The sequence below is a fragment of the Streptomyces turgidiscabies Car8 genome (genome assembly GCF_000331005.1).
GTDB lineage: Bacteria > Actinomycetota > Actinomycetes > Streptomycetales > Streptomycetaceae > Streptomyces > Streptomyces turgidiscabies.
On the sequence record NZ_AEJB01000361.1, the window covers coordinates 141,705 to 163,633 of the forward strand.

Here is a 21,929-nt window from a genome sequence, read left to right on the forward strand (position 1 = left end):
CCTACTTACCTACCGGTAGGAAACCTTTCACGGAATGGTCTGAACGCGCCAGCACTGCAGGCCGCGGCTGCCACTACCCACGACGACCACGCCGCCTACCAGGCACAACTGAGACACTGCTGCCCGGGTCACGGGCACGAGCCCCTGTCTTCAGATCAGGCTAGTGCTGCCACACCTGCCCCGTCGCAGGAGCGACAGCGATGACCCTAGTGCGAGCCCTCGGCACTCCACAACGGTCGTCTTGCCATGCAATCCAAACGTTTCCCGCTCTTGATCGATCATACGGAATGCTCGCCCCAAGTCGTTCAAGACCCGCGCACTGATACGAAGATCCGCTCTAGGCCGCGACCCTCGCCACGAGGGAAACGCAGCCGGTCATCCAACGTGTCCCAGGCATCGCCGGTGAGGTCGTCCAGCACGGCGGCGGCCGTGAGGACGAGCCGGCCGAGGCGCGCTTCCACGTCCTCCCACGTGTGTGTCACCTCGGTCGCCTCGCCCCGCGGGCCATGCCCAGCGCCCCGTACACGGCGGTGGCGACCTGCCTCATGTCCCCGCTGATCGCGAGGACCTGGACGATACCCCCGGCCGCTGCCGGCTCGTCCACCGTGCGGTCCTGGAGCTGCTGCTTCACCACAGCCGCGGCGTCCCCGCTGACCGTGTCCAGCGCGATCATGGCCGTCACGATGACGTCCGCGCTCCTTCGCCACGTCCCCCCACCCGTGTGACGCGCCCTTCCTCGGGTTCGCGCCGAGCACGCCGTGCAGGGCCTCCGCCCCCAGCTCCTCGCTGATCTTGAGCACTCGCAGGAGCCGGGCGTCTTCCAGCGTCGTCGGCGCCGCGTCCGTGTCGAGCCACTTCCGCAGCAGCGTCACGTAGTCCCAGGTGTCAACCTTCATGCCGTCCTCCTCGGGCGGTTCCTGCATCAGGGTCAGAACAGCGCCGGCGCCGAGTGCTCCACGGCGGCCGGGTCGGTCACGTCCAGGGGCGCCGTGGCATTGAGCGCCAGGGCGACCGTCAGGGCGGAGTGGTCCGTGAGCAGCCGGTCCTCGTCGGTGCGCGGCTCGTGCACGTACCGGGAACCCGTCACGTGGCGCGTGAAAGGCCCGGAGACGTGGGCGTGGTCGTAGCGGTAGCCGTCGCCGGTACGCCCCACCCAGGAATACTCCAGGGCGTCCGGGGCCAGGAGGCGGAAGGCGTCCCGGTACCCGGCCGTGGCGAGCCCGGTATAGAACTCGTACCCCCAGGCCTGGAAGGTCCGGTATCGCGGGACGTGGGTGGACTCCAGGATGTTGAAGCCCCCGAGGACCAGGCGGTGGCCAGCCTTCCCGGTGGGGAGCGCGGCGGCCAGGCCCTCCAGGAACGTGCGCTTCCTGGTGACCTTCGCCTCCGTCTGATCGCGGGACGGTACGTACACCCCGACGACCTCCAGGGGCCCCGTGTCGGTCTCCACGGTCACGGCGGCCACCCGGTGCGGGAGGTAGTCCACCGGCAGCGGGAGCGGGCTTGTGGCGAGGCGGGACACGATCATCGCGCCCCCTCCCGGGTGCCGTGCGGCGGCCGGGGACGTCCGCGTACGGCTCCGCGACGAGCAGAAAGTTCCGATCGTCGCCTACTCGACCTACGGGGAGTGGGCCGCGCTCCAGGCCCTCGGCACGGCCGGAATGGTCGAGTACCTGGCGAGTCCGCGCCGAGCTGGCCGCGCTCCACCCGGACGTGCAGACGACGGTGCTTCCCGTGAAGACGACCGGCGAAGGTGGAGGGGAAAGGCGCCTTCACGAAGGAGGTTGACGCCGCGCTCCTGGCCGGTGACGCCGATCTCGCGGTGCACTGTGTGAAGGACGTCCCCGCGGACCGGCCGCTCCTGGCCGGGGCCGTGTTCGCCGCCTTCCTCAAGCGCGACGACATCCGGGACGCCCTCATCCACCCCGGCGGCGTCACCCTTGACGAGCTCCCGGCCGGCACGCGGATCGGCACCTCCTCCGTCCGCAAGATCGCCCAGCTCCCCGTATACCACCCGCACCTGGAGTGCGTCCCGATGCGCGGTAACGCGAACCGCCGCCTGGAGAAGCTGGGCGCCGGCGAAGCAGACGGGCTCATCCTGGCCGTCGCTGGCCTGGAGCGGATCGGCCGGCGCGAACGGAGACCCTGGCCACCGACGTGATGATGCCGCCCATCGGCGCCGGAGTCCTCGCGCTCCAGTGTCGCCAGCACGACACGGAGCTGATCGACCTCGTCAGCGGGCTCGGCGACCGCGACGCCTACCGGGAGACCGAGGCGGAGCGCATGTTCCTCCACGTCCTCCAGGGGCACTGCGACTCCCCCATCGCCGGGTACGCCCAGGTTGAGCGCGGCGGGGAGCTCTCGCTCCGCGCCACGGTGTTCTCCCCGGACGGGAAGGTCATGATCTACGCCCACGAGTGGGCGGGCCGCCTGGACCCGGCCACGCTCGGCACCTCCGTGGCCGTCTCCCTTCTTCGTCAGCGCCCGCGAGTTGATCGACGGCATCCCGTATTGAGCCCTCCGCGAGGGCGTAGCGGCGAGCCTCGCCTGCCCGTCCGCGCCCTCGCCGGGACCTCCCTGCCGAGGAGTCGGCCGAGTTACGTCATCGGGGGCGGAGCTCGGCGGCCGTTGTCGGTGCGGGCCCGTACGATTTGTCCATGTCCTCCCCCTCCAGGCCTCACGGTCGGCTGCAGCCTGCTGCTGCGCGGATCAACACGGCGATCCGACGACTCATGGAGGAGCCCAACACACCCCGGCGCGCGGTGGAGTACCAACGGCTCCTGGTCGAGTGGGAGAAAGCCACCCGGGCCGATATGGTCAAGGCGGCGTAGCGCACGAGCACCCCGCCGACTGGGCGGGTCCTACCGGTAGTTCGTTAACCCCGCCGGTAGCTGTGGGTTGACGGCTGGGTGGTTCGGCCGCAAAGCGGTGGGTACGAGTCAACTGCCGTGCTGGGGGCTGAAGATGACTGCCCGCCGTTCGTGTCCGCCCGCGCCAGGTCCATTGGAAGAGTACGCGAGCCGGTTCGACGACCTCTTTGCCAGCCTCGCCCAGCGGCGGGGGTTACTTGACCCTAGAGCGGAACAAGACGATCACCTGTCTGGCCGGAGCGGAGCCGGTTGTCGGCGCGCGAACAGCTGCGGCGCAGCGATTGCAGTACTTTCTGTCCGAGTCCGTCTGGGACACCGAGCAGGTCAACGGCCGACGGCTTGACCTGATGCGCGGTCAGACCGCGACCGCTCCGCACGCCGACGGAGTGATCGTGATCGACGACTCCGGGGACCGCAGGGACGGCACGGCCACCGCACATGTGGGTCGGCAGTAGCTGGGCCGGTTGGGCAAGACCGACAACGGCGTCGTCACGGTGACCACGGTGTGGACCGACGGCCGTGTGTACTCGCTTGACCACCGGTTCACTCCGGGGCCCGAAGCCTCTGATCTCCAATGTCCATCAAAGCGGACCGGGCAGTTTCTGTGTGTGCCCTCAGGTCAGCGCAGGCCGTCTGTGTCGTCGCACTCTTCACCGACTGGGAGTGGCCGATGGTCGCCCCCCAGGCTCTCGCTGTAGATGACCGAGGAGACCGCCCTGTCGTATGCATCGTTGAGGCCGTTCCCGCTTGTGCCGAGCATGTTCTCCCAGTCAATTCCCATACCTACGAGCCTATCCGCACCGCTCGAGACACTGCGGCCCTGCGGCTGAACAGCCTGGAGCTGCATCCGATCGAGGGCATCTATGTGCACGTGGGCGAGTCGAAGGCCAACCGGGACAATGTGCTGCCCGACATCGTCGTCCTGCCTTTCAGGCGGACGTCATCGAGCTGTGCGCTGTGCGGCACCGGATCACCGATGGGTCTGGTGGCGGCCTCTACGACAGAAGACGCCCGTAAGCGTCGGCGGACGATCATGCGGCAGCTGCACAGGTACCAACTCGACGCGCATGTCTTCGGTGTCGGCGGCCGTGCGAGGCTGATCAGCGGCGCGGACCTCGCCTCGCCCGCTCCCCTGCTGCGAGCGACGTACCGCAACAGGAGGGACGTACGGATTCAGGAAGCCGGTGTGAGCGGCGACGCGCTGCACGCGATGCTGCACAGGCGCATAGAAGAGGCCGGGATGGATCCGTCGGCATCCGGCTTTCACCGTCTGTGAGCAGGGCACGTCACTCAGGGAAGACGAAGCGGCGCGAGCACCGGGGGAATCATGCGGGCCGGCCGGTGGAGGAAGCCCGAGACGGCGTCTACGACCGGGAATTCAACCCGGCCGCCCGCAACAGCGTCATGCGCCTGGGTCGGTGATCTCTCCGGCCGGCTTGTTGCGGACATCACGCATCCGGGCGTCGAGAGCGGCCTGGGTCTCAGGGTCGAGCTCGTAGTCGCCGGCGGTTTCCGGGTTGACGTCCAGCGCGTGAGAGCGGAATGCCTCCCGCTCGGCGGACAGATGCTGGATGGTCTGGGTGATCCGGTGGATCTTCTGGCGCAGCCTCTCCCATTCCTGCTCGGCAAGGGCGAGTTCGGCGAGCTGGTTCTGGATCTCGGCTTCGTTTTCGCGGGCGTAATTGTCGCTGACCAGTGTGACCAGAGGGACCCCGAGAGCCTCGGCAGCGGTGACCGCCTCGTCGAGCCTGACCGCGCGGGTCTGCTGCTCGATGCGTGTGATGGCGGTGGAGTCAACGTTCGTGCCGAGCAGGGCGGCCATACGGCGCGCTAGCTCTGCCTGGCTGATGCCGAGGCGTTCGCGTTCTTGACGAAGTCGGCGGGCGAAAAGGTCCCCGGGCAGTGGGTTCATGGCGGCTTGGTACTTCCTGGTCGAGATCGCGATCGACGGGGTGCGTGAGGGCGACCCGCCTCGAAATCGAGCAGGCCAGCGCCGCAGCAGTGCTGGAGCGGCACATTACACATCTCACACTGCGGATTCCACAGGCTTCCGCCGCGACCCTGCGGTCGCGCGTCGCGATGCCGATTCGCCTCGTTTCCGAGCCCCTTTTGGGTCTTTATCAATAGACCCTTTCACGGCCTATGTGACTAGCCATTCGAATGAGGTAGATTAGTCACTGCAGATGCGCACGTATACGAGCCAGCGGGGGGGAGCCGACAGCATGTCTACCGACCACCCCGGCTTCTATCACTGCCCGACCGGGCGGATGAGCTGCGCTTGTTGCCTTGTGACTCACTGTCATGCCACCGAATGATTCGAAAGGCGAGAGGAAAGATCCATGACGAAGATCTACGAGGCAGCCGTCCTCACACAGGCTTCCCTGCCGAGTGCAGCCTGGGACCTGACCAGCTTCCTGCAGAACGCCAAGTCCCAGATCCAGCTCTGGGGCGGTCTTCTGCTCATGCTGCTCGGTGCTGCCGGCCTGGTCTGGGGCGGTGTGCTCCTGATCAAGAAGCTGATGGCCAACCCGCAGTCCGCGGGTCAGCAGCAGGGCTGGGGCACGATCGCGCTCCTCATTCTCGTCGGCGGAGCCCTGGGCACCGGCGGGTGGTCGCTGATCTCGACGATCGGTTCCGGCGGCCAGCAGACCATCACGGACCTCGGCGGCGGCACGGTGATCGTCCAGACCACCGATCAGTTCAGCGGGTTCCTGAGCGGCCCTTCCAAGTAAGAGGCCGTCACAGACGTGCACACGACCGGGGACAGAGGCGTCGAGCGAACCGGGTCGGTTGAGGTGCCAGGCCTCCTCCGGCCCGGTTCGCCATATCCGGGCCCGCAGCACGGTGCAGGCACGAAAGAGAGCAGAACATGGGGATCAAGGACAAGGCACTGGCCTTCAGCAGGAAGTTCAAGCTCGACTCGCACCACGCGATCGAGCGGTTTGGGGTGTTCTTCGGCATCTTCGCGGTCACGGGCGCGATCGTGATCAGCGCATCGGGTGCCTCGGCGTACCAGGCGGGGCGTGACTCGCTGTCGCAGACGGCGCTGTACACCAGCGACTTCAAGACGTCGAAGACGAATCTCGACGGCACCGTCGACGGGGTCTACACCAACGAGAGCGGCAGCAAGGCGCTCGTGATGATGCACTTCAGTCCGACCGCTCAGATCTCGTACAACGCCGCGGACTACAGGGCGTTCCTGCTCGGGTCGGACACCTCGCTGAACAGCGAGCCGGTCAGCACCAGCGGGATCAAGGGCTCCTTCTTCGCCTTCGGTTCGACCGGATACGTCGGGGTCCTCCTCAACGCCGACCGGCCCTTCGACCGTCAGGTGTTGAACCTGACGGTCCGTGCGAATGCCGAACTCACCACGCCCGGAGCGGAGCAGGCGCACAGCAGCGGCAAGCTGGCCGGCGACGAGACCTTCTCCAAGTACGACCAGTGGCGGGTCTTCTTCAACCCCGGCGCGTCCGGGGTCCAGAAGATCGCGGCGCTCGACGCTCTGACCTTCGACCCTGCGCAGGCCTACTACGAGGTCGCGCTCAAGGAGATGGAGGCCGAGGCCAGGGATGCCCTGGACCAGAAGCTCGTCGAGATGCGCACGAATCTGACGCAGATTCAGTCGTATACCTCCGACCTGCAGACGACGAAGATCGACGGCCTGTTCCTGCGTCCGCCGACCGTCCCGGTCTCGATTGCCACCGACAAGATCACGGGCGTCTCCGCGGCCGCGGCCAAGGACGGCGTCTCGACGCTGGCGCTGCAGACCAAGCATGTCGTCCCCGGCGGCTTCGACCTCAACTGGCGTGCAGGCAACGTCTACGACGGCTACCTCGACGCCCTGGTGCCGGCCGGTCAGAGCTACGCCCAGTTCTTCACCAAGAAGCGTGACGAGGGCTCGGATCCGACGAGCCAGCAGATCTCGGACATGCAGTGGATCCTCTCGGACGGCACCAGCCTCACCAAGGACTACCAGTCCTCTGACGTGACGATGCGCCCGCTCATGAACATCATGAACAACCTTTCACAGGCGTATCAGGACTACTCCCGAAACAAGTCGCAGTACGAGTCTGATCTGTCGCTCGATCTGCTCCGACTGGACGTGGGTCTGCGGGACGTGCAGTCCAACAGCACCATTCGCGACGACAAGGACTTCCTCACCACGCTCCATTGAGTGCAGCGATGAAGTGACGCATCCCGCTGCCTGGCATTGACCCGGAAAGGAAAACGACATGGCCACCGACAAGCCGAATCGGAGTCCCAAGAAGGGGACGACGAAGGACCAGCCGAGCACGTCGGTGAGTCAGGGGATGCCCCGGCAAGGTCGCGGGACCAAGAGCCTCGGCCCTGAGGAGGGCATCGAGAAGCCTCCCGAGGGCAAGGCCAGCGTGCCCAAGCAGCTCCCGGCCCCGGGAGCTGCTTCTTCTGGTCCTTCTGGCGCGGCAAACACTGCGCCGAAGATGCCGGACGCGGCAGACACCGCAGAAACCGCAGGCAAGGCAGCCGGTGCCGCGAATGCTGGGTCGAAGATCAAGCAGGGCATGAACGGCGTTGCCGGGAACATGGCCGGAGGCGCGGCCCAGAAGGCGATCGAGGGAGACGGCAGCAGCGCGACCCGCCGTAACGCCGGGCGTTACGCGGGAGCTGCCGTCTCCGGTGCCGTGGCCGGCGCACAGGCTGGCGGGCTTCCGGGAGCTGCCGTTGGCGCAGCGAAGAACGTCGGCGTCGAAGGGGCCCAGGACGCCGTCAAGGGCGTGTCCAAGGTCACCGGTGGCAGCCCGGACGCCAAGCCGGCCGACCAGCGCATGCTGGGTGCCGGCGGCACGGGCTACGAGCACGGTGCACCGAAGGACGACGAGGGCCTGGGCTCGAAGGCAGCCAAGGGCGTCGCCGTCGGCGGTGGCGCGGCTGCTGTTCCGCCGGCCATGGGTGTGGTCATGGCCATGGCCTTCCTGAACTGGCTCAAGTCCATGTTCTTCGCCGCCATGGCGATGGCCGTCAACGCCGGGAAGCTGCTGTGGACGCTCATCGTCAGCATTGTCAAGGCGGTTGGTCATGCGATCGCTGCGCCGTTCATGGCGATCGGCAGCTTTATAGCCAAGGGGGCCGGCGCGGTCCTGGGCGTCACTGTCACGGCGACGATGGCCCCTGTAGCGGCAGCGATGTCGGGTGCGGTCGCGATGACCGCCACCGTGGCCCTGTTGGGCACGGTCTTGACCGGCCTCCTCAACTCGACGGCGCTGACCGAAGGCAGCATCAATACGAACGGGACGGCGTGCGTCGTCAACGCGGGTAGCGTCGGCAACGGTTCCGGGGCCACCGTCCCGGCGGACGTGGAGAAGAACGCCAAGGAGATCTACTCGGTACTCAGCAGCTGGGGGATGCCGAAGGAGAACATCGCGGGCATCCTCGGCAACTGGTCGCAGGAGTCTGGGATCGACCCGACGAGCGTGCAGAACTTCCCCTCGGGGACGTATGCCATGACCGCCGAGAAGGCCAGCGCCGCACAGAACACGGACAACGGCATCGGTCTCGGGCAGTGGACGTTCGGCCGCAACACGTTGCTGCGCCAGTACGCGAAGAGCAAGGGCGTCGACTGGTTCACGATCAAGGCCCAGCTGGCCTTCATGGTCGATGGTGACAACCCCGGCGATGTCACGGTCTTCAAGGACATGCTCAAGACGTCGCAGGGCTCGCCGCGTACGGCGGCGCTGCACTTCCACGAGAACTGGGAGCGCTCCACTGACGGCGCGGCCGGGCTCACCGCACGAGGCGACAACGCCGAGATGTGGTTCGGCAAGATGAGCGGCTGGTCGGTCGACAGCTCGATCGTGGGCGACGTCAAGGACATCGTCGGCGGGATCATCGAGAACATCGTCAACGGCATCAACACGATCCTGGGCAACTGCACCTCCAACGGCGGCAGTTCCGTCTCGCTGAAGGACGGCGGGATGACCCAGGAAGAGGCTCAGGCCCTCGTCGACCTCTTCAACAAGGAGGGTGACAAGTTCCTCGACGACCGCTACGGCGACCAGGGTGGTCCCGGCTCGTGCGGGAGCAATCACGCTGAGAACTGCGTCTCGTTCTCGACCTACTTCGTGAACAAGTACACGACGTTCCAGACCTACCCGGCGGGTGACGGCAAGGAGACGGCGTACACGATCGCGGGGGAGACCGGCAAGCAGTTGTCTTCGACTCCGACGGCGTATTCGGTGGGTTCCGGCCCGGGCTCCGGTCCTGCCGGCCACACCCTCATGGTGCTCGGCGTCCAGGGCGACAAGGTCATCCTCGGCGAGGCCGGCTACTGCGCCTTCATGGGCCGAATCCGTGTCGACAGCGCGGCGCGGATGGCGGCCGAGGGCTGGAAGTTCGTGGACATGTCGGATTCGATGCTCCCCTCCGGCAAGATCAAGACGGTCTGATGCGCTGCATCTGATCTGGGAGTGAGAAGCCGGTGCCGGGCGATCTGGGCACCGGCTTCTTCATGTCCGGTGCAGGCCCTGCGTGCCGGCTTCACTTTTCGGAGCCCTTATCGAATGGATTCAGGGTCTATTCCGAATGCCTTTCGAGATAGACTTGAGTCGTTTATGAGGGCAACGTGGAGTGAGGAGTGTGTTCCGTGACGACAGCCCATGACGAGTCCGAGAGCTCGGGCCCCGATCAGGAGACCGGGTCGATACCCGAGGAGAAGCCCGCGGCACCGAAGACGCGCAAGAAGGTCACCGGAGCCGAGCTCGAGGAGCGCTTCGCGGGCTGGACGATGCGCCAGCGCGAGAAGGTCCAGGTGCGCACCCCTGAGGACAACACACGTTTGATCCGGCGCAGCGTGACCGCGGTGATGGGCGTGGGGATCCTCGCCCTGGTCGTCGCCACGGGCGTGCTCGGCGAGAGCTTCAAGGCGAGCACGGCGGACAACGACGCCCAGATTGTCCAGCTCAAGGGGCAGCTGGACAATGCCCAGTCCACGCCCGTAAAGGCGGACGCCGGCGCGCAGTTGTCCAAGCTCACCGAGGCGGCAGCCGCTGATGCGAAGAAGGTCGCGTCCGGGGAGCAGACTTTCGCCACGTTGTACCACCAAGCCGGCATCCAGCCCAGCCCGGACAACGGGTCCCCGAACAAGGCCACGCTGGAGATCATCAAGCACCGCCGAGACATGGCACCGCTGTTCAGCAAGGACTCCTTCCTGGTCAGTGACAAGGAGGCGTACAGCACCTCGTCGCTGACGCCGTTCGATGCGACCACCGAGATCGATCCGCGCCACGCCTGGTACATCCGCTACGACGGCCAGAACGCGGCTGCCCCGAGCACGTACGCATGGAAGGTCGAAACGGTGATGCCCGATCTGAGCGTGAAGGACGGCTCGGGCGCGACGAACCAGGCAAAGGTCGTCTGGCTGTGCCGGGACACGAAGAGCGGTGAGGTGCTCGCCTGGGCGAGCGCGCGCTACGTGCGCAACGGCTCAACGGGGGCCTTCAGCGACCTGGCGCTCGTGGTGACGGCCACCGGTGCTCAGTACGAGAACCCCGCGATCAAGCAGCCGACCGGGTCCGGAGTCCCTGAACTCAGCGGCTCGGGCGCACAGAAGAAGGGTGGGAAGCGATGACGGAGCAGACGGCAGTACCCACGCGGCGGGGGTTCTTCCGGCGCAATCTCTCGGTCCTGGTGACGGCAGCGGTCCTCACGATCGTCGCGACGGCTGCCGGTGTGACCTGGGGCAGCCAGCACGCGGCCCTGGCTGAGCAGGAAGCCCAGATCAACGACGTCGAGGGACATCTAGCAGGCATCCAGAAGAAGAACGCCGAGCAGGTGAACGCGGACGTTATGGCGGCCCTGGGGGTCAGTCAGAACCGGCTGAGCACCGACGGCGGGCGCATCAAGTTGCTGCTCTCGATGGCCTTCACGTGGGACTCGGGACAGAGCTACGAGGCGGCGCGCGAGAGCCTGAAGAGCCGGTTCGGCCTCACCGAGAACGAGACGTTCCTGAAGTCGTTCATGCCTTCGTCGAGGTTCAACGAGGACTCCCAGGAGCGGCGTTACTACTACATCGACACGGTCGGCCTGAACTCGGCCCTCGGCGCGGATCCGGACATCGAGGTCGTCGACGTCAAGGCAGGCGTCTACACCTACGCCGTCCTAGCCGACGTCGAGGTCACCTCCGACGCGGTGTCCCAGAACAAGGCGAGCAAAGCCAGTGTCACGGCGCACCGGCGCGCGCTGCTCTTCGTCACGGTCGACGCCCAGGGCAAGGTCTCGAATCTCTCCGGCGTCCCGGCGAGCGGCGAGACTCGCTATTCCGGATAACCAAGACTCCCTTTCGACTCGTCTCATTGATAGAGTTGTCCTGGTATTCGAGTGAAACGGCGAGTTGAGGACTAATGGCATCGACACAGACCGATGAGTCGGGTGGGGGCGCAGTGCGCAAGACGCGCTTCGTCGCGACGTCCGCGTTCTCACAGGAGGGCGCGGACACTCCTGCGCAGACGGAGCCCGCGGGCGGCCTGCGCAAGCGCACCCTCGCGGCCGGCGTGAGCATGGGTGTGGGCGCACTGCTGTGCTTCGTACTCTCCGCGGGGTTCTCCGGCGGTCAGAGCGCGGTGAGCGATACGGCTGCGCCGGAGATCCCCTCTCTGCAGGAGCAGATCAGGATCACCGAGGCGAAGACGGCGGCGCTGCCGAAGGCCGACGACGCCGAGCGTGGTCTGACCGCGGCCCTGACGGCGGCTGGTCAGGTCGCGAAGCTGCAGAACGACTACCGCTACCTGACGCCCAGCGTGGCGGCAGACGGCGGCTCGCTCGACACGGCGACGTCTCAGTCGACGCTGCGCAACCTCATCCCCTACTTCGCCCCCTCGGTGCACCAGGCGGACCTGGGGCCGTGGTACCTGCTCGCCAGTGACAAGGACGTGGCGGCCGGCGTCGGGATCCCGATGAGCTTCAGCTCCGGCTTTGAGTGGGTCGCCCAGGTGCCCTACCTGGTCAACGACGACAGCACCATCACGGTGACCTGGCTGGCAATGGAGACCAGGACCGGTGCGGGCGAGAGGCCGGCGGTGCTGGCCTGGGCCCGCGCCGATTACGACCAGGTCCGCAAGGCGTTCGTGAACATCCAGACCGGCACGACGGCCACCGGCGAGGCCCTGAAGCAGGAGGTGAAGACACCGTGAACGAGGAGATCAAGGACAAGCTGCGCCAGCACGCCAGGAAGATCCTGCTCGGCGGCACCGGGGCGCTGCTCGCGCTCTCGGTGGTCACGCTCGGAGCCAGCCTGCTCAGCGACGGCCCGGCCGTGTCGGACACCCAGGCCGATGCGGTTGTTCACAAGCTCGAAGGCAACCTCGGCGACGCCCGGGCCAAGCTCGCAACACAGCACACGGCGCTGCTGGCTCAGCTGCCGGGCATGGACATCGAGCGGGTGAACCGTGACAGGGCGACGGGCCGGTCCCTCCTGCTCAGCCTCACCGACAGCTCGGCGTCGGCCCGGACCGTCAAGGAGCAGCAGGTACTCCTCGACGCGCGCTACGCCTTCCTCGACCACAAGTCGCGGGTGCTCACCGAGTTCGTACCGGAGTGGATGACGGCGACCAGAGCCACGAAGGGCGCTGGGACGACGTACACGCTCGCTGATCTGGACATCGATGTGAGTCGGGTGCAGGGCCTGAACTACTCCTACACGGGGGTGGCCCGGTTCGATCCGGTCCGCGTCGGACCGGATCAGAACAGCGCTATCAAGAGCGAGTTCGTGGTCTTCACCTACGCCACCTCTCAGGACGGCACGGCGACGTCGCTGGACGCCTACCGGGCCTCCAGCAAGACCCGCGACGCCCTCGCTGCCGCCAGCGAGGAACAGCCCTCCCCCAAGCCGACCGGGTGAGCGAAGCGCCCACCGCTTCAGCACGCACCAAAGAAGACCCCGACGAGACGTAAGGACACGAACATGTCGACCCAGACCCTGGAGAAGACCGAGACGACCGCCCCGACGAGCACGGCCGCGACGGCGAAGAAGACCAGGGCGAAGCCCGCGAAGGAGCAGAAGGACTCGAAGCTGCGCACCGGATGGCGGCGTCTGGCCCCGAAGAAGGAGACCGGCAGGTTCTCCGTCGTGGTGTGGGCGGGGTTCTTCCGGGTCATCGTCCTTCTCGCCGACTGCCTGCTGGCGTTCATCACGGCCATGGTCATCATCCCGCTGCTGGGCGCATGGCTGCACCAGCAGTCGGGCGCATCCAGGGGTGCGCTCAGTGCGGACGGAACCATCGCCATGTGGCTGATGCCGCTCCTCTTCCTGGTCGCAGTGCTCGCTGCGGGCGAGATCGTCGTGATGCGCGGCATGTGGCGCTGGGCAACGCGGATGATCGCGAAGATCCGGGACGCCCGGGGCGAGGCGACCGGGGCCGACGTCACACCGAAGTCCACGACCAGGACCACCAACCAGAGCAAGACCAATCGCAAGAGGAGCACGTGATGCGCACCGCAGGACTGACGATGAACGACGTGTGGGCCCACCGTGTCCTGCGTGAACGGGGAGTGGAGACGTACCGACTGGAGGGGGTGACCGCCGAGCTCGGCGTCATGGTCGAATCGCTCGATCTCAAGCACCGGGGCAAGGATGAGAACTACCGCCCGTATCTGCACATGACGGGCGAGCTGCGCTCGGTCACCCCGGCCAGGGCCCTGCCGTTCGGCATCTCCCAGGTGACCTACTCCCCCGGCCAGGGCGAGAAGGTAGACGCCTTCTACGAGTTCGACGACCAGCAGCTGGTCGCGCTCGCCAGCAAGGGCTACTTCACGAGCGGCTTCGCCGTGCCCGAGCAGGTCACCGGGATCGAGTGGGAGCTGCCGGCCACGGCGGACATGCTCGTGCTCGCTCCGTCGGGGGCGCAGACCGAAGGCGATGCGCCCGTGGTCTTCACCCAGATCCACGACATCGGGGGCCTGGAGATCGATCTCGAGTCCAGCGGCTACGACCTCGCGGGCTACTTCGCCGACCACTCCAAGGACGGCGTCCCGCGGGCTGAGGCTGTGGTCGATGCGCGCGGGCTGAAGGCACGTTCGGACGCGATCAACTCGCTGTTCACCGAGGACGAGCTGGGCCTGGACACCGAGGTCAAGCAGGTCGTTGGAGCGCCTGTGCCTGAGGCAGCGCCGGTCGCTGACGGCATGAGCGCGCGTCTGCAGCAGATCGAGGCGGAGATCGCCGCCGAACGGGAGCAGTACCAGACCGAGCGCGCGAGCACCGAGGGCACCACGGAAAACCTCTACCGGGAGCGCGTGGCGGCAGCGTTGCAGACGGCTGAGGAGCAGGAGGAGCCGTTCGCTCCCCCGGTTCCGGCCCATGAGGCGCAGCGCGACCTGAACCTGGATCTCGACCTGGAGCTGGAGGAGCAGGAGCAGGAATCCCGACGACGTGAGGTCAAGCCCGCTCCGAGTCTGGACGAGCGCAAGCGCCAGGTGGCCCAGCATGCGGCCGATCTGGACTTCGGCGAGGACGGCGAGCAGAGCCTGGGGTCCTGAGGACGGACCAGGCATGACGAGCGCGGCCCCGGTTGCTGGCGGACAGCAACCGGGGCCGTAGTGCATCGGTACCGAGACAGGAGGGAGAGCGACGTTGGGCCTGAAGCAGGACATCATCGTGGTCAACGAGTTCAGTGTGCCGCTGCCTAGCGGCAAGGGATCGCGTGGTGCGACACCGGGTGACTACGTCACCCGGTACATGGCCCGCGAGCAGGCGACCGAGTCGCTGGCTCCCATCCAGCGTCTGCGCACCGACGACTTCATCATGCGCTACATGGCGCGGGAGTCGGCCGTCGAGCGCGCCGGTATCTCGCGGGGCGCGGCGAAGCATGAGATGCGCCAGGCCCAGGGTGACGGCGGCGTGGCCTTCGGCTACGGCTCGGTCTCACTCTCCGACGAGCAGCTGCGCGCGGCTGGCAAGGACATCCAGCACTACTTCGACGCCGGACACACCGTGCTCAAGACGGTGCTGTCCTTCGACGAGGAGTACCTGCGGAAGCACAAGATCGTCGACGAGGACTTCCACTGCGAAGCCCGCGGCAACTACCGCGGCCACATCGACCAGATGAAGCTGCGCATGGCGATTATGCACGGTCTGGAGCGGATGAGCTCGGGCACCAGCGGCTTCGACGACCTGCGCTACGTCGGGGTCATCCAGGTCGACACCGAGCACGTCCACTGCCACCTGGCCATGGTCGACGGCGGCCGGGGCCAGGTGACGAAGAACGGTACGCAGCGCGGCAAGCTCCTGGACCGGCACAAGTCCAGGCTCCGCCGCGGTGTTGACGCCTGGCTCGATGAGAAGCAGGCGGTGGCGCATCTCGCCAGCGCTGTCGGCTACGAGCGGCGCAACGTCACCACCTTCATCAAGCGGTGGGCGCACGAGCGGATCCGTGCCGAGTCCCTGCCGCAGTTCCTGCTCGCCTGCCTGCCGGCAGACCGAACGTTGTGGCGCGCCGGCTCGAATGACGCCCGTATGCGCAAGGCGAACCAACTGGTGACCGAGCTCGTGAAGGAGCAACTCGACCGTGCAGGGTCCCCGATGCCGGAGGCCATGGAACGCATCGTCGACTACGCCAACGAGCGCCGCGCGAAGGAGTCTCTGAGCACGGAGGAATGGCAGAAGCTGGTCGAGCAGGGACGTACGCAGATCATGGAGCGCGCCGTCAACGGCGTCTACCAGATGCTGCGGGCCATGCCGGAGTCGGAGTTGCGGGTGCGCACGCCGATGCTCGAAGTCATGGGGATGGACTACCAGCAGATGGCGGTGCTCGCCGCGGACCGGCAGGGCGAAGACCAGAATGCTGAGGCCGACTTGGTCTCCTTCGGCTTCCGACTGCGCAGCTACGCCTCACGCCTGCAGCATCATCGGGAGAAGGCCGGGGTCTACCGCGACCTCGCGCACCAGTGGGAACAGGCCGAGAAGGCCGACGTCGCCGCCGAGGACTCGCGCCCGCTCTACGACTTCTACCGCTTCGAGGAGAACTACCACCGGCGGCTGATGAGCAAGTACCAGCACTTCCTGCCCTTCCTCGGGGACGCCGGCCAGTGGTACGAGCAGCAGCAGGACGTGGCGACCTACGGCCAGCGGCTGCTCTCGCTCATGGCGCTGCGCGCGGATGCCTCCCTGCAGCGGATGAAGGACCCCGAGGAAGCCGAGAACCTGGGCCGGACAATCTACGATCAGCCGGGCGGCCGGCTTCTGACTGAGGGCAAGCGCGGCCGGGCGGTGCTGGACGCGCGCATCCGGACGATGAAGCAGTCCTATGACCAGAAGCTGGACGGCCTGCGGGCTGATCTCGCTTCCTCCGGCCTGGTGCTGCGCGTGGGGTCGAGCGCCGAGGACCAGGCGAGTACGGAGACCGACGCGGTCAGCACGGACTTCAAGATCGTCGCCGGTGCCGCGTATGACTTCGACGAGGTCAAGGCCCTGGACCTGCACCACCTGGGACACGACTTCGTCACCGACGTCGAGATCGGGCCGCACGCGCGCCAGACCTTCGTCGAGATGACCAGGGATCGCCGGCGGCTGCTGCTGGCGGCGATGGACTACCTGGACCAGTCCGGCCAGGCCGAGGCAATTCCTGATCTGCCGGTGGACGATGTCGCGGCGATGACACGGGCCTCCCGGGAGCTGACGCTTCAGCAGACGGACGAGGAAACCGGCACGCTCGTGTTGCGTTCCCGGATCGCGGAACTGCGCGCCGAGCGCGGGCAGGCCGAGCGGATGCGGCGGTCCAAGGCATCGTCGCTGGACGCCGGCCTCGTCGTGCGGGTCCAGGCCCAGGTCGATCAGGCTGTGACCACAGCGGATGCCAGGATGGCATTCGACTGGCAGTCACCTTCCATCTCGACTGACTTTGGACGTGAACAGAAAGACTAGTCACAGCCTTGTCGAATGCTCTATGAGAGTATTAGCGTGAAGAGCGTTCGGCGGGACTCAATACCTTGTCCGGACGATGTGACTGATCGCGGCCGACTTGTCAGAGGGCAGTCGGAACGAACGGAAGGAAGAGATCATGGCACTTCTCAAGGGCAAGGGCGCGATGACCGGAGTCAACCTCATCGCGAAGGTCTACAAGAACGGCGTCACCAAGGACGGCAAGTCCCAGTACGCCGACGTCCAGCTCGACGCTCGAGATCCGCGCGGTCCGGAGCAGACGAACCTGCATCTGAAGTCCGATCGGGTTCAGGGTGAGGACGGCAAGGTCCGCTACAACAACGGCGCTCCGTACTCCACCGGTCAGATGGAGGAGATTGCCAAGGCTGCGGGTCCGAACACCGAGCCGATCCTGAACAAGGACGGCACTGAGGTCGGCACCATCTACGGCTTCAAGGGCAACGTGATGCCCGCGACGCGCGGCACTGGCCTGGTGGTTAACACCAAGTCCGTCGAGGCCTCCGAGTTCAAGGTCGACGACAAGACGCTGGACAACCAGTTCGCGTCCATGCGCGCCGCCCGCGAGGCACGGGCGGCGGCCAAGGAGTCGCAGGCTCAGGCCCCGGCTCCCGAGGCCAAGCAGGAGCAGGCAGCTGAGGTCGAGGTCGACGAGCCGGCGGTCGGCTGAGACCGAGGTCGAGTTAAGCCCTATTCGAAAAGCCCCTGGATGTCACTTGGTGAACTCGCCGTCGTCGCAAGCGGAATGCTCGCTGTCGGCCTCGCTGCCGTGGGTGCCTCGACGTACTCACGGCGCCGCTCCCGTCAGGGCGATCAGCCAGCTTCGCACGGCTGATCCACAGATCCCCAGCGCGTCCGCCGCGCTGGGCGGGGGCCGCGTCTCCAGCGTCCCCCGCACCTCGACGAACACCTCCAACCGAAGGTTTCTTCTCATGCGATCCGCCATCCGCAACGCCGTCATGACGACGACGGCCACCGCGGTCCTGCTCGGCGGCCTCGCCGCCGTCGCCACGCCCGCGTCCGCCGTCGGCTCGTCCGCCTGCACCCGCAACGACCGCAACCACTCCGTGTGGGGCCCCAACCTGGAGTGGCCGAACATCCGCACCGGCCCCGGCGTGGCCTACAAGTCCAAGGGCCACCTCGACTCCGCCGGCGAGTTCTGGGTGGAGTGCTCCGCCGTCAACAAGTACGGCAACCGCTGGTACTACGGGGAGAGCCTCTCCTCCAGCTCGTACGGCACGAAGGGCTGGGTCGCCGCCAGCTGGTTCTAGCACCACCGCGCGACGCCGACGCGACGCGCCCCCAGACCGCTCCCTCCTGGAGCGACCGGGCAGAAACGCCCTGACCTGACCACGGCCAGGCCCGCCTTCCGGGCCCCGGCGACGCCGGTGACACGACACCCCGCCAGCGCCTGCCCACCGACCTCTCGCCGAGGCACACCCCTACCCAACCACACCCCTTTTATGGAGGTTTGCACATGTCTGCACGTCGCGTAGCCGCACTCGCAGCCACCGCGGCCGCCGTCGCCCTGCCGCTGCTGTCCGCCCCGGCGGCCACCGCCGCGCCGCAGTCGGTCGCCACCACGGTGCCCGCCTCGTCCTGCACCACCAACCCCTACCTTCCGTGGGCGGTGCACGGCACCAGCGCGGTGACCATCCGCTCGAAGGCGACCACCAAGTCGACCGCGGTCGGGGTCCTCTACAAGTCGCACAAGTTCACGGTGCACAAGACCACCAAGGGCGCGACCTGGGTGTACATCACCGACAAGAACACCAAGAAGACGGGCTGGGTCTCCGGCAAGTACGTCTACCGCGACGTGCGCATGTGCCTGGACTGAGGCACCGCCTCACTTCCGTGCCCCGGGCCGCCCGGCCCGGGGCACCTCCGCCTGGCCTGCCCCCTCGGCGCCGCGCTTCCACTCCAGCCCTCACCCCAGTCCGGCAGGGTTCCGCGAGTCCGAATACGGCGGGTGAGCGACCCGCGACCAGTGCATGGAACGAAAGGCCCCGGAGTCCACTCCGGGGCCTTTCGCATTCTCCATTCAATGCCCTATCGAATGCTACCGTGATAGGATTTCGACTGATTTTTCAGTTAAATCTTCAGTCCAGTCGAGAGGTCTTGCGCGGCATGTTCCACGAGGCACAGCTCAACGAGCGCTACCCACTCCTGTCCAAGCTCTCGGAGCCACTGAAGAAGGCCGAGCGCGACATCGTCGGCCGTGAGCACGAGACGATGCAGCTGCTGGCCTCGATGAGCCGCCCTGAGCTGTGCAATGCGCTTCTACTGGCCGAGGCCGGAACGGGAAAGACCGCATTGGTCCAGGCCACGATGCTCGTGGATCCGGGCCGCCTCTACCTGGAGGTGGACCCGGCGCGCATGATCTCCGAGGCGGGCAACGCCGAGAACATGGCCTCGAAGCTCAAGGGTTTGTTCGACGAGGCCGAGGACTTCGTCAAGGACGAGAAGCACGAAGTGGTGCTCTTCATCGACGAGTTCCACCAGATCATCCAGCTCTCCGACGCCGCTGTCGAGGCCATCAAGCCGGTCCTCGCGGCTTCGGGAACCCGAGGCATCAGGATCATCGCGGCGACGACCTACGAGGAGTTCCACAAGCACATCTCGCCGAACCAGCCGCTCGTCGAGCGCCTGCAGCGCATCAACCTCAACCCGCCGGACCAGGCGACGACCATCAAGATCCTGCAGGGCATGGCCGAACGGTACGGGGTGGCCGGCGAGTTCTACGACGACCACGTCTTCCGGCAGATCTACGAGTACACCCAGCGCTACATGCCGGCCAGCGCCCAGCCGCGCAAGTCGATCCTCGTGCTCGACTCCATGGTCGGCTGGCATCGCCTGACGCACCGGCCGATGGACCGGGACCTGCTCTCGGACGTGCTCATGGAGTCCCTGAACGTGAACGTCGCATTCCGGGTCGACGGCGCGAAGATCAAGAAGCAGCTGGACGCCAAGGTGTTCAGCCAGGACTGGGCGACCGGCGCGGTGGCGCGTCGTCTGCAGTTGTCGGTGGCGGACCTCAACGACAAGGGAAAGCCGATGGCGAGCCTGCTGTTCACGGGATCGACGGGAACGGGGAAATTCTGCACCGACTCGACGCAGGTTCCTGTCTACTCGAGCGACGGCGAGACCACCTGGAAGCTGCACGGCGACCTGGTCCCGGGCGACAGAGTGTTCGGTCGCCAAGGTCACCCGGTCGAGGTGCTCGGACACTTCCCGCAGGGCATGCAGGACGTCTACCGGGTCACGCTCTGGGACGGCCGGACTCTCGACGTTGGAGGACCGCACTTGTGGACGGTCTACACAGCCAAGCAGCGGTCGAAGAAGCATGCGGGCAAGGACGTCGCGCCGATGGTCCTGAGCACGCAGGAAATGGTCGAGCGTGGCGTCGTGCGGACCTACCCCGGCGACTCTCGGGAAGATCTGAAGTTCTTCATCCCGGCGAACGGACCGGTGCACTGGCCGGAGCAGGACTTCGACGTCGACCCGTACGTCTTGGGCGTCCTCATCGGTAACGGGTGCCTCACTGAGAGGCAGCTGACGCTCTCGTCTGACGGGGACGACGCCGACCACACCGTATGGATGGTGGGCGAATGGCTGGGGTCGGCACCGAAGTCGTACGGACGCAACTACAGCTGGGTTTTCCCTGTCGGTGTTGGCCCGGTGGAGGACCGCCGCGATTCGCTGTACCAGACGAAGGACGTGCTTGCCTCGGTTCCCGATCTGATCGGTGCGCGCTCGGCGGAGCGCCGTATCCCGGAGAGGTACAAACACGGATCGGTACAGCAGCGGTGGGCGCTGGTGCGGGGCCTTTTCGACACCGACGGATCGATCGGTGCCTCGAACGACCGCTTCAACGTCTCGTACTCGACGTTCTCCAAGGGGCTCACGGAGGACCTTAGGGAGGTGCTGTTCTCGCTCGGCGTCTCGAACACGATCAAGTCGTGGACACGCACGAAGGAGGGCGGGCGCGAACTGGTCGAGTACGGCGTGCACGTGAAGGTCGGCAACGAGGATAAGGCCCGGTTCTTCTCCCTCCCCCGCAAGCACGAGATCGCACGGCGCGCGGCCATCGAGACCTCGGGTCGTAAGCGCGTGAAGAAGTTCGACATGGTCGGCATCGCGTCGATCGAGAAGCTGCCGGAGCAGCAGAGCTCGTCGTGCATCTACGTCAACGACGAGGAGCACCTCTACCAGGCTGGTCAGTTCGTGGTCACGCACAACACGGAGCTCACGAAGCAGCTGGCACGATTGCTGTTCGGTGACGACCAGCGCCACCTGATCCGGTTCGACATGACGGAGTACGCCGAGGACTCGTCGTTCGCGGCGTTCCGTTCTGAGCTCACCAAGCGCGTGTGGGCCCTCTCCCACGCTGTGCTGCTTTTCGACGAGGTCGAGAAGGCCTCGGCGATGGTGACACGCGTGCTGCTGCAGGTACTCGACGACGGCCGGCTCAACGACGCCAACAACCGCGAGGTGAGCTTCCTCAACACCTACATCGTGCTGACGACGAACGCCGGCTCGGAGATCTACAAGGACATCGCGCAGTACGCGGCGGACGACACCGGGTCGGGCAAGCAGCTGCTGGAGTACGAGAAGCTCATCCGCCGCTCGATCTCCTCGACGACGGGCGACAACCGGTTTCCGCCCGAGCTGCTGGGCCGTATCGACGCGATCGTGCCTTTCCAGCCGCTGTCGCTGCTGACGCAGCAAAAGATCGTGCGGAAGAAGCTGCGCCAGATGGTGCAGGAGGTGTTCGTCAAGCACAACGTGCGCATCGACGTCGATGCGAGGGTCCTGCAGTACCTCATCGAGGACAAGGGCGATACCGCCTCTGATGTCGGCGGTGCGCGTGCGGCTGTGGCGAAGCTGACCGACGAGGTCACCACCGCGGTGGCGACCTTCCTCAACGAGCACCCCTCGGAACGGCGTATCCGCATCGACGTCGTCGGCGACCTGGTCAGCGACGACAAGAACCTGCTGAGTTCCGACGCCTACGTCGAGGTCAGCGCGGTGCGATGAACCGGTCCGAGGACGGCGAGAACGAGTCGACTCATGAGTCGATAGCCCACCCATGCCCCATGATTGCCTATCATGATAGAGAGGCGATAAGATACTCATAAACCAGGTGAACTGTG

Annotated in this window: 21 protein-coding genes and 2 pseudogenes; 18 read left to right on the forward strand and 5 right to left on the reverse strand. The window is 66.4% G+C overall.

The window, feature by feature from the left end:
- Positions 1–305: 305 nt before the first annotated feature.
- The 3 genes from STRTUCAR8_RS52650 to STRTUCAR8_RS24600 all read right to left on the reverse strand — a co-directional run bounded on the left by STRTUCAR8_RS52650 (position 306) and on the right by STRTUCAR8_RS24600 (position 1,528).
- Complete coding sequence (locus tag STRTUCAR8_RS52650) at positions 306–482, reverse strand: hypothetical protein (RefSeq protein WP_158697426.1); 177 nt, start codon at positions 480–482, stop codon at positions 306–308.
- Positions 479–682 carry a hypothetical protein gene (locus STRTUCAR8_RS55415; protein ID WP_044472787.1) on the reverse strand — a complete coding sequence of 68 codons (204 nt, stop codon included), beginning with the start codon at positions 680–682 and terminating at the stop codon, positions 479–481. The genes STRTUCAR8_RS52650 and STRTUCAR8_RS55415 overlap by 4 nt, the downstream gene beginning before the upstream one ends.
- A gap of 246 nt (positions 683–928) precedes the next feature.
- Positions 929–1,528, reverse strand: a complete 600-nt coding sequence (locus STRTUCAR8_RS24600) for an endonuclease exonuclease phosphatase (RefSeq protein ID WP_006378859.1) — start codon at positions 1,526–1,528, stop codon at positions 929–931.
- A 164-nt stretch (positions 1,529–1,692) separates the two neighbouring features.
- On the opposite strand from STRTUCAR8_RS24600, the pseudogene hemC reads away from it, so the two are divergent.
- The 4 genes and pseudogenes from hemC to STRTUCAR8_RS24620 all read left to right on the forward strand — a co-directional run bounded on the left by hemC (position 1,693) and on the right by STRTUCAR8_RS24620 (position 4,146).
- Positions 1,693–2,515 (forward strand): annotated as a pseudogene (hemC, locus tag STRTUCAR8_RS24605) (hydroxymethylbilane synthase).
- A gap of 142 nt (positions 2,516–2,657) precedes the next feature.
- Positions 2,658–2,831 carry a hypothetical protein gene (locus tag STRTUCAR8_RS53485; RefSeq protein WP_199791706.1) on the forward strand — a complete coding sequence of 58 codons (174 nt, stop codon included), beginning with the start codon at positions 2,658–2,660 and terminating at the stop codon, positions 2,829–2,831.
- A gap of 133 nt (positions 2,832–2,964) precedes the next feature.
- Positions 2,965–3,397, forward strand: a pseudogene (locus STRTUCAR8_RS55750) (transposase); the annotation flags it as partial.
- Between the two features lie 143 nt (positions 3,398–3,540).
- Complete coding sequence (locus STRTUCAR8_RS24620) at positions 3,541–4,146, forward strand: hypothetical protein (protein WP_158697428.1); 606 nt, start codon at positions 3,541–3,543, stop codon at positions 4,144–4,146.
- 126 nt (positions 4,147–4,272) lie between these two features.
- On the opposite strand, the gene STRTUCAR8_RS24625 is transcribed toward STRTUCAR8_RS24620, so the two are convergent.
- Positions 4,273–4,782: a helix-turn-helix domain-containing protein gene (locus STRTUCAR8_RS24625; RefSeq protein ID WP_006379194.1), complete on the reverse strand. Its 510-nt coding sequence runs from the start codon at positions 4,780–4,782 to the stop codon at positions 4,273–4,275.
- A gap of 427 nt (positions 4,783–5,209) precedes the next feature.
- On the opposite strand from STRTUCAR8_RS24625, the gene STRTUCAR8_RS24630 reads away from it, so the two are divergent.
- From STRTUCAR8_RS24630 to STRTUCAR8_RS24680, 11 genes are all read left to right on the forward strand, one after another.
- A complete protein-coding gene (locus STRTUCAR8_RS24630; protein WP_006378607.1) occupies positions 5,210–5,602 on the forward strand; it encodes a hypothetical protein in 393 nt (130 codons plus the stop codon).
- Between the two features lie 137 nt (positions 5,603–5,739).
- Positions 5,740–7,044, forward strand: coding sequence for a hypothetical protein (locus STRTUCAR8_RS24635; protein WP_006379164.1), 1,305 nt, complete (start codon positions 5,740–5,742; stop codon positions 7,042–7,044).
- Positions 7,045–7,102: 58 nt separating this feature from the next.
- Complete coding sequence (locus STRTUCAR8_RS48395; protein ID WP_006379264.1) at positions 7,103–9,292, forward strand: phage tail tip lysozyme; 2,190 nt, start codon at positions 7,103–7,105, stop codon at positions 9,290–9,292.
- A gap of 197 nt (positions 9,293–9,489) precedes the next feature.
- On the forward strand, positions 9,490–10,473 hold the full coding sequence (locus tag STRTUCAR8_RS24645) for a hypothetical protein (RefSeq protein ID WP_006379274.1): 984 nt from the start codon (positions 9,490–9,492) through the stop codon (positions 10,471–10,473).
- Positions 10,470–11,171: a hypothetical protein gene (locus STRTUCAR8_RS24650; RefSeq protein ID WP_006378950.1), complete on the forward strand. Its 702-nt coding sequence runs from the start codon at positions 10,470–10,472 to the stop codon at positions 11,169–11,171. Before STRTUCAR8_RS24645 ends, STRTUCAR8_RS24650 begins: the two co-directional genes overlap by 4 nt.
- Positions 11,172–11,284: 113 nt before the next feature.
- Positions 11,285–12,034, forward strand: coding sequence for a hypothetical protein (locus STRTUCAR8_RS24655; protein WP_006379002.1), 750 nt, complete (start codon positions 11,285–11,287; stop codon positions 12,032–12,034).
- Positions 12,031–12,741: a hypothetical protein gene (locus STRTUCAR8_RS24660; RefSeq protein WP_006378916.1), complete on the forward strand. Its 711-nt coding sequence runs from the start codon at positions 12,031–12,033 to the stop codon at positions 12,739–12,741. The genes STRTUCAR8_RS24655 and STRTUCAR8_RS24660 overlap by 4 nt, the downstream gene beginning before the upstream one ends.
- Positions 12,742–12,804: 63 nt before the next feature.
- Positions 12,805–13,329, forward strand: a complete 525-nt coding sequence (locus tag STRTUCAR8_RS24665) for a hypothetical protein (protein WP_006378766.1) — start codon at positions 12,805–12,807, stop codon at positions 13,327–13,329.
- Positions 13,329–14,378, forward strand: a complete 1,050-nt coding sequence (locus STRTUCAR8_RS48400) for a hypothetical protein (protein WP_006378905.1) — start codon at positions 13,329–13,331, stop codon at positions 14,376–14,378. Before STRTUCAR8_RS24665 ends, STRTUCAR8_RS48400 begins: the two co-directional genes overlap by 1 nt.
- Positions 14,379–14,472: 94 nt before the next feature.
- Entirely contained in the window at positions 14,473–16,761 is a 2,289-nt protein-coding gene (mobL, locus tag STRTUCAR8_RS24675) for a relaxase MobL (protein WP_006378626.1), read from the forward strand.
- 136 nt (positions 16,762–16,897) lie between these two features.
- On the forward strand, positions 16,898–17,446 hold the full coding sequence (locus STRTUCAR8_RS24680) for a hypothetical protein (RefSeq protein ID WP_006379159.1): 549 nt from the start codon (positions 16,898–16,900) through the stop codon (positions 17,444–17,446).
- 117 nt (positions 17,447–17,563) lie between these two features.
- Here STRTUCAR8_RS24680 and STRTUCAR8_RS52655 read toward each other — a convergent pair whose 3' ends face one another.
- The gene (locus STRTUCAR8_RS52655; RefSeq protein WP_158697430.1) at positions 17,564–17,710 is read right to left on the reverse strand and encodes a hypothetical protein; all 147 of its coding nucleotides are present in this window, start codon (positions 17,708–17,710) and stop codon (positions 17,564–17,566) included.
- Here STRTUCAR8_RS52655 and STRTUCAR8_RS24685 point away from each other — a divergent pair.
- From STRTUCAR8_RS24685 to STRTUCAR8_RS52660, 3 genes are all read left to right on the forward strand, one after another.
- Complete coding sequence (locus STRTUCAR8_RS24685; RefSeq protein ID WP_044472790.1) at positions 17,709–18,047, forward strand: hypothetical protein; 339 nt, start codon at positions 17,709–17,711, stop codon at positions 18,045–18,047. The two genes, STRTUCAR8_RS52655 and STRTUCAR8_RS24685, sit on opposite strands and share 2 nt — an antisense overlap.
- Before the next feature lie 206 nt (positions 18,048–18,253).
- The gene (locus STRTUCAR8_RS24690) at positions 18,254–18,613 is read left to right on the forward strand and encodes an SH3 domain-containing protein (protein ID WP_006379094.1); all 360 of its coding nucleotides are present in this window, start codon (positions 18,254–18,256) and stop codon (positions 18,611–18,613) included.
- Positions 18,614–18,840: 227 nt separating this feature from the next.
- Positions 18,841–21,813 carry an AAA family ATPase gene (locus STRTUCAR8_RS52660; RefSeq protein ID WP_158697432.1) on the forward strand — a complete coding sequence of 991 codons (2,973 nt, stop codon included), beginning with the start codon at positions 18,841–18,843 and terminating at the stop codon, positions 21,811–21,813.
- The last annotated feature ends 116 nt before the right edge of the window (positions 21,814–21,929 follow it).

Coding starts and splice junctions, on each gene's coding strand:
- STRTUCAR8_RS24625 (WP_006379194.1), bottom strand. CDS start 4,782: ATGAACCCACTGCCCGGGGACCTTTTCGCCCGCCGACTTCGTCAAGAA.
- STRTUCAR8_RS24685 (WP_044472790.1), top strand. CDS start 17,709: ATGCGATCCGCCATCCGCAACGCCGTCATGACGACGACGGCCACCGCG.
- STRTUCAR8_RS24635 (WP_006379164.1), top strand. CDS start 5,740: ATGGGGATCAAGGACAAGGCACTGGCCTTCAGCAGGAAGTTCAAGCTC.
- STRTUCAR8_RS48400 (WP_006378905.1), top strand. CDS start 13,329: ATGCGCACCGCAGGACTGACGATGAACGACGTGTGGGCCCACCGTGTC.
- STRTUCAR8_RS52655 (WP_158697430.1), bottom strand. CDS start 17,710: ATGAGAAGAAACCTTCGGTTGGAGGTGTTCGTCGAGGTGCGGGGGACG.
- STRTUCAR8_RS24690 (WP_006379094.1), top strand. CDS start 18,254: ATGTCTGCACGTCGCGTAGCCGCACTCGCAGCCACCGCGGCCGCCGTC.
- STRTUCAR8_RS24665 (WP_006378766.1), top strand. CDS start 12,805: ATGTCGACCCAGACCCTGGAGAAGACCGAGACGACCGCCCCGACGAGC.
- STRTUCAR8_RS24620 (WP_158697428.1), top strand. CDS start 3,541: ATGGTCGCCCCCCAGGCTCTCGCTGTAGATGACCGAGGAGACCGCCCT.
- STRTUCAR8_RS24680 (WP_006379159.1), top strand. CDS start 16,898: ATGGCACTTCTCAAGGGCAAGGGCGCGATGACCGGAGTCAACCTCATC.
- STRTUCAR8_RS24630 (WP_006378607.1), top strand. CDS start 5,210: ATGACGAAGATCTACGAGGCAGCCGTCCTCACACAGGCTTCCCTGCCG.
- STRTUCAR8_RS48395 (WP_006379264.1), top strand. CDS start 7,103: ATGGCCACCGACAAGCCGAATCGGAGTCCCAAGAAGGGGACGACGAAG.
- STRTUCAR8_RS24600 (WP_006378859.1), bottom strand. CDS start 1,528: ATGATCGTGTCCCGCCTCGCCACAAGCCCGCTCCCGCTGCCGGTGGAC.
- STRTUCAR8_RS24650 (WP_006378950.1), top strand. CDS start 10,470: ATGACGGAGCAGACGGCAGTACCCACGCGGCGGGGGTTCTTCCGGCGC.
- STRTUCAR8_RS53485 (WP_199791706.1), top strand. CDS start 2,658: ATGTCCTCCCCCTCCAGGCCTCACGGTCGGCTGCAGCCTGCTGCTGCG.